The sequence below is a fragment of the Bacteroidales bacterium genome, from assembly GCA_029210725.1.
Lineage (GTDB): Bacteria > Bacteroidota > Bacteroidia > Bacteroidales.
Genome location: JARGFM010000060.1, coordinates 1 through 5,389, shown reverse-complemented (window position 1 = coordinate 5,389; position 5,389 = coordinate 1). Strand labels below are relative to the sequence as shown.

The 5,389-nt window shown below is 44.8% G+C and carries 6 protein-coding genes; 1 reads left to right on the top strand and 5 read right to left on the bottom strand.

Features of this window, described 5'->3' with window-relative positions; genetic code table 11:
• From P1P86_16530 to P1P86_16510, 5 genes are all read right to left on the bottom strand, one after another.
• The coding region (locus tag P1P86_16530; protein MDF1576793.1) for an ORF6N domain-containing protein at positions 1–413 on the bottom strand (413 nt) is incomplete at its 3' end.
• A gap of 476 nt (positions 414–889) precedes the next feature.
• The gene (locus tag P1P86_16525) at positions 890–1,093 is read right to left on the bottom strand and encodes a toxin-antitoxin system HicB family antitoxin (GenBank protein ID MDF1576792.1); all 204 of its coding nucleotides are present in this window, start codon (positions 1,091–1,093) and stop codon (positions 890–892) included.
• 375 nt (positions 1,094–1,468) lie between these two features.
• Positions 1,469–2,305 carry an IS21-like element helper ATPase IstB gene (gene istB, locus P1P86_16520; GenBank protein MDF1576791.1) on the bottom strand — a complete coding sequence of 279 codons (837 nt, stop codon included), beginning with the start codon at positions 2,303–2,305 and terminating at the stop codon, positions 1,469–1,471.
• Complete coding sequence (locus P1P86_16515; GenBank protein MDF1576790.1) at positions 2,295–3,206, bottom strand: helix-turn-helix domain-containing protein; 912 nt, start codon at positions 3,204–3,206, stop codon at positions 2,295–2,297. Before P1P86_16515 ends, istB begins: the two co-directional genes overlap by 11 nt.
• Before the next feature lies 1 nt (position 3,207).
• Entirely contained in the window at positions 3,208–4,107 is a 900-nt protein-coding gene (locus P1P86_16510) for a ParB/RepB/Spo0J family partition protein (protein ID MDF1576789.1), read from the bottom strand.
• A 653-nt stretch (positions 4,108–4,760) separates the two neighbouring features.
• Between P1P86_16510 and P1P86_16505 the strand changes: the two genes are divergently transcribed.
• Positions 4,761–5,273, top strand: a complete 513-nt coding sequence (locus P1P86_16505; protein ID MDF1576788.1) for a hypothetical protein — start codon at positions 4,761–4,763, stop codon at positions 5,271–5,273.
• Positions 5,274–5,389: the final 116 nt, after the last annotated feature.

Genomic DNA, 5,389 nt, shown 5'->3' with positions numbered 1-5,389 from the left:
ATTTTCTCAAGCTTAAGCAATAATTCGTTATGAGAGTTTAATATCTCACGCATTTTGGTGAACACTCTCACTATTTGAATATTCACCTGAATAGCCCTTTCGCTGTTTAAAACACTGGCTAGCATAATAACTCCATGTTCTGTGAAAGCCATAGGGATATATCTGGGGCCACCCCAACTTGAGGTGCCAAATTGGCTCCTCAAGTCATTAAATTCTTCTAGGCTCAGTTCAAACATGAAATCTTCAGGAAATCTATTGATGTTTCTCCTAACAGCCCTTTTTAATTGTTTGGTTTCTATCTCATAAAGTTCCGCCAGATCCCGATCCATCATCACTTTCGATCCCCGTAATAAATAGATCTTTTTCATGATCACTTCATCAGGGATCATGGTATTATTATCACTATTGGCCATGTTGTATGTTTTTAGTGTTAATGAAGGGAATCATCATTTTTCGGTCCCTTTATATCAGGATTCCCCGTTCAATAAGTTTATCTTCTGTTTGAGAAATGTATGTTAAGCTGGAATTATCTTCTTTAAGCGATACACAGTTGTCTTGCCCAAACAATACAGGTGGAATTAACTACACCAAATATCATAGCAGGCAGACATATCTCTGAAGGAGGCAGAAACAAAGACGCAGATAGAGGCGGGGCGGCAGCCCCCCCGAACACCTGCCACCCCGCCCGCCCTGCTCCGCAGGGCGCATAAAGGCTTCAACTTTCCGGGGAGCTTGCCCGAATACGAGAGATATTCTTTGAAGATCAGCCTGAAGCCTCCAAAAAATCAACCCGAGCAACCTTTTTCTCCCTCGTAAAAGGTTAGAACTTCGTGTAGTAGATCCCGACAAAACGGAACTTCCTTCCATTACTGAAGGGAGTTCTTTTTTTTTAGTCTCCGCTTTCTTTAATGATCCTTTCACGGATGGATTCCGCAACAAAACTATTCAAGGAAGATTTTTCCTCCATTGCCAGCAAGGCTGCCTTTCTATGAAGCTTTGGTGATATGCGTACGTTGAAGCTTCCTTTAAAAGGTTTCTCCGGTGCAACACGATCCAGTTTGCAATCGGCTAAATATGCTTCAATAGCGTTCATGAAATCAGCTTCCAGCTGTTTTCCAGTGGCTCCCTCGTAAGAGATAAGCCCCTTTATTCCCAGAACTTTACCATAGAGCTGCTCAGCTTTTAACCCCGGACTAAACAGCTACCAGCAAATTGAACATATTGTTACCACCCTTTTGTGTTGCTGATTTGAAGTGGATTTCCAGAGGGGTGTTTTATTGTAATTCCGGTGAAGATTTCCGGTTTCATTTTCCAACATAAAACGTGCAACATATTCTAACCTCGATTGTAGTCTTGGCTTATAAGTAACGCGTGCGTACATGGTTGATTATTAGCTTGCTCGCTATAAAGACAAAAGGCTCCAACGATCGCTGGTGCCTTTTGTCTGTTGAGATTTATCGGATTGTATTTATCCCGATTTCGTTTTACCGGGCTTTTCATTCTTCTTTTCCCCATACTGTTCCTGCAGTAGTTTCCCTTGATATTCCCGGTAACTGGGTCCTTTGATCTCCACGATCACTGAGTGATGGAAGATGCGATCCAGTATGGCCGATGTGGTGATAGGATCGCCCAGGAACTCCGGCCAGAGCTCTTTTTCGACATTGGAAGTAAAGATCAACGGCTTATCATCATTATAGCGTTTGTTGATCACCTTGAACAGCAGGTGTGCTTCCTTAACCAGCTTTAATTCCAGGCGGTCATGTCCCATTTCATCAATGACGAGCAGTTCAGGGTTAATATATTTCCTCATTCTCTTTTCCAGGGTCTTTTCATACACACCGGTATTCAGATCACTGATCAGGCTGCTTAAGGTGGTGTAATAGGTTCTGTACTCTTTCTGACAGGCCAGTAAAGCCAGGCTCTGAGCCAGATGACTCTTACCTGTGCCGTTAGAACCCAGGAACACTACAGAAGTATTGCGTTCCATAAATTCCAATGTAGCCAGGTCCATGACCAGACGGCGATCCAGATCGGGCTGGAAGTCAAAATCAAAGCCGGGGATCATCTTCAGGGGCTGGGGCAAATGACTGTTCTTGATCAGGTTCTTTACTCGCCGCTGCCTGGTGGCTGCGGCCTCTGTGAGGACTACCTCATTGATAAAATCAAAGTATCCCATTGTTTGTTCATGGGCCTTATCGATCATCTGCTGGTACTGCCCACCTAAATGCTGAAGCTTCAAATAGCGGCAGTTATTGGTGAACAGCTCGCTCTGCTTTTGTGTCGGATTTATTCTCTTAGTACTCATTGTAGTGATCGTTACTTCTGGGTTTAATGGATAATCGGGTGCTGTAGCGAGACTCGGAGTTGTTCTTCAAGAACCCTTCGATATCTCCCGCCTCATAAACATTGTAATCCTGCGCCCTGTTAACGGCCAGCATAATATCTTGCGTGTGGTAGTTTATCTTCAGGGCCAGCAGCCTTCGCAGGTGGGATCCCCAGGAATGAGGTTTATGCTGCTTTAACTGTTCGATATACCTTGCCATTTCTGGCGCAAAGCTTTCAAGGCGGGATATCACATCCGAGATAGGAAGATCAGGCTTCTTCCCCCTTTTCTGGTGTACTCCCACATACCGGCCCTTCTGTCCACTCTTTGCCAGGGGATGCACGACCAGCTGCTTGCCATCCGAAGAGTATACGATCAACTCTTTCTCAGTGATACGTACCGGGCAGAGCTCATAAATGTACTTCTGTGGCACGACATACAGATATCCTTTCCACTGTACACAGGACTCCTGGTTAACCACCAGGTGGGCCACATGGGAGGCCCGCTGGCCTGGTAGCGTTTCTACCATACGCACCGGCGTTTTTGAGCCCACCTCACGGATCGATTTCACATAGTCACGAACAATCGTTATCCCGCCATCAAAACCCTTCTCCTGAAGATGCTCAAAAACCCGCTGTCCCGTGATATTAGGGTATTTCTCCAGCAGATCACCAATGTAACTCTTATACGGATCCAGCTTGCTTACCCGATCGGTTTTCTGCTTAATCTGACCTTCCTGGGTGGTATCACGTTTATCCGAGTTTGAGGCCACTATCCGGTGGACCCGCTCACGGGAGATATGCAGCTCACGCGCGATACGGCGGATCGACCAGCCCAGTCTATGAAGTGTGACTACCTTGTTCTCTGTTTGATTGTCTTTCATCCTATTGCGGTTTTTCGATTTGTAATTCACTGGTTAGGCATATGATTTTCTCTGACAGACCATTTAGCTCTGTTAGAAAAGGATAGATGATCTCTTGCTCACGATGGTCAAGATCTCCAAAACGGCGGTCCTCAAGGGTCATCCTGACTACTTCAAGTCGCGGCCATATATTCATCACATACTGCATCAACTCATTGCCATAAGCACTCAGCCGGTCATCATAAGACTGATCCGGCAAGTCATGCTGATTCCACAGAAAATGCTCAGGATGGGACAGGATAAAATCCTTCTCATCTTCATCTTCAGCCTCCAGCCAGGCGTCAACCAGACGCTCACTCAAGCGGGTCGATAAATGAAAATGACTGATCACACCCACAAGTTCTGCCTGATTGCCGCGCGGCAACCGCATCAAAGCGCGAGCATGGCTGCTGGTGATCGTGCCCATGCGGATCTCTGTGGCTACCGCCTCATCCAGCCTGCCGATCAAAGACAAGCGCCGGCTAACCCACGAGGGACTCCGGGCAATCAACCTGGCCAGGTGACGCTGTTCCAGGGTACCACCCTCCAACATGGACTTCAAAACCATCGCTTCTTCCAATACCTCCATTGATTGGTTCGTACGGTTGTAGCTCAATATTAAAACCTTGGCCGCCTGTTCATCAACATCCACCAGATAGCACTCCATATCCTCGATCATCAGGTCCATGGCAATATAAACCCTTTTAAATCCATCAATGACCTGATATCCGCCCTCATACACGCGTACAATGATAGGCTGTAACTGCCCCTGATGGCGCATCGACTGCTTAATCTGTTCAATACGGGTTACATTCATTATCCGCAACTCGGATAAGGAGAGGTCCAAAGCAAGGGTGGGGATGATTTCTATTCTCGGAAGCATAGGCTGGTGTTTTTGATGCCGGTAAAAGTAGGGGGCTGGCTTGGCCTGTGCAATCGGGGTCCCATTTACAATCAGTTGCCGATTTATTGAAAAAAAGCCTCTTTCCCAGTTATAATCTGCATTTGGGCCAGGAACGGGGTCCCATTTACAATCTTTTCCCTATTTACACTAATAATCGCATAAGCATTGTCATTACTGGTCTGCAGAGATAACGGGGTCCCATTTACAATCATTGGAGTAGTTCCTCTCTTACGTCTGCTATTACGCCCGGCTTGTAACTCGCGATTGAGTTCTACATACTCCGGATGGGACTCCCTGTATTGTTTCTGATATTCATGCGCCGGACGATTTGATCGCCATAATTTCTGCCGATCCAAATGTTGCTGGCGAAAGGAAGGGTCTGTATGGTAACGTACCTTTTTCCTGGCACTCTTCTTGGCCTGTTTGCATTCCGAAGCATTACAAAATGACTGCTTCTCGTTCTTCTTCAAGCTGGGATTACGTGGTAAGGTCTTACCACAATGACGGCAAGTGAAAGTTCCAGGCATCGTTCTTCTTTTTCAATGCCCGAAATTGGATAAATTGTTATAACCCAAAAGTATTGGTAGCGTTTTTTGCCGGTGGGTGGTAGTGATCTACTCCGTCGTTAAAAATTGGGTGCAGCATATAGCAAAGAACAGGAAGAAGAAGCAGATAAAGCTACAATTCTTGTCATGAAATCCAAAGATATAGCCCCATCTGCATATGCCTCTGCACTAACGAAAATTGGCGAGTACTCAATTCTAACTGGAGATTATAATGCGCTTTATGGAGGAGATTCACACCCAGAACTTATAAATAGAATTCTAAATGCAGGTGGAACAAAAGACAGAATATATAATAGTCCTGAGTATCATCAAAAAATGTCGATGGTAAATACCTACACTGCTATCTTAGAATACAATAGCAGACATTTGCGTTCTTGTGAGGAGTTGGTAGATAAAAATATAAATGCGGGTGTGGCAACTGAAGAAGACTATATGCTGAAGGCAATGGTAATACGTTCTTTATCAAATACCCAAACTTCAAATGAAGCTGCACTTGCATACCTTCAAAAAGCAAAATCATTAAATATTTTTGATTACCCTTATTTAAGTAAACAAGAAGGAATTACCTTTCTAACCTGATTAATTCATAAACTCCAAAATCCGGGTTTTTTCATTCCTATTTTCAAACCAAGATACTACATCGCAATCTCAATTGAGCTTTCTCCAGGCAAAGTTTCATTCATACCAAATCCTTT